2 protein-coding genes are annotated in these 1,193 nt (G+C 42.7%); both read left to right on the forward strand.

The features are described 5' to 3' along the window. Positions 1-228: 228 nt before the first annotated feature. Entirely contained in the window at positions 229-630 is a 402-nt protein-coding gene (locus F6K53_RS43965; protein ID WP_070396653.1) for a PadR family transcriptional regulator, read from the forward strand. 250 nt (positions 631-880) lie between these two features. Next, positions 881-1,193: cofactor assembly of complex C subunit B (locus F6K53_RS43970; protein ID WP_293087148.1), on the forward strand; the 313-nt coding region annotated here is incomplete at its 3' end.

Below are 1,193 nucleotides of genomic sequence, written 5' to 3' on the forward strand. Positions count from 1 at the left end.
TTCGAAAATTCATTAAACTTTCATCAAATTAGGGAGGTATTTAAACCCTACGCCAGAGATTTTTAAGTTATAAAGTGTGATAGCGATGTACCTACCCAGGTTAATCGTTTAAATAAAACTCACTGCAAAACGCGCGTGAATTTCCCAGGGTGCCTCCAACCATCAGTATTTGCCAGAAAACCCTCTAATCCCATCTAGAAGAACTGGGAATTCCAACTACATATGCAGATGAAATTCGAAGATATCTATAGCTTTTTCCAAGATCCTCCACCCAACTATCTCAATAAAGAATTAGCCGTATGCTATGTTCTATCGGTGTTGTTGCAAGGAGAATCTTATGGAACACAACTGATCCAACAACTAGAACAAGAATACCCCACCTATCGACTTTCAGATACTGTCCTCTACAGTGCACTGAAGTTTCTTGAAGAAAAACAGGCAATTTCAGCCTACTGGCAAAAAGTAGAAGGAAGAGGACGCCCACGCAGGATGTATCAAATCTGCCCAGAGTGGCAGGAGAAAGCTATAGAACTTGCCAGTTTTTGGCATGACTATATGGCTGAGGAAACAGTGGGGAAAATTCAGTCAAGGACTCCCTGCCACCAGTCTGTTGTTGAGTCAGTTAGGTAGGGAAGTAGCAATTTTTTCCAGGGTGCTTTCCCGTGAAAACCCTGGTGGCATAACAGAAGTCAGGTGATGCATTGTCTTGCCCAGATCTGAATTCAGGTGAATTCAGGGCGTGCTAGCTGCTAGCCATCTACCCATACCAGTATCTTACAGCCTCTAGCTAGTGGGTACGGAGTAGCGTGACCTGACCAAAGCGTGTCTAATAACTTGTAAAGTAGTAGCAAAGGATGTGTATTTTTATAGTTAATATTCAGTGAATACCACTATTCTTGCTTCTACACTTTGGCTAACTCTTTTATTAGCAGTAGGTTTGTTTTTCTTTATTCGAGCCTCTGTGAAAGACCGAATACAACAAGTCAAGTTAGCTTCCCCAGAAACAGAAGAATCGCTTCTAAACCAGTTGAAGCAATATTTTTATCAAAGAGCCTACCAGGTGGCGGCGGTGGATGCTGCCACCAATCAAGTCACGTTCCAGGGGATAGTCCGACCGAGTTGGTTTCTGGCTATCTTTTTAACCGTCCTAGCTGCCTGTGGTATACTCTGCTTATCCCTAGTGCTATCTATTT

Source organism: Moorena sp. SIO4A1, from assembly GCF_010672065.1.
GTDB lineage: Bacteria > Cyanobacteriota > Cyanobacteriia > Cyanobacteriales > Coleofasciculaceae > Moorena.

Bases quoted from the DNA above. Each gene is read 5' to 3' on its own strand.
- F6K53_RS43965 (WP_070396653.1), top strand. From the start codon at position 229: ATGAAATTCGAAGATATCTATAGCTTTTTCCAAGATCCTCCACCCAAC.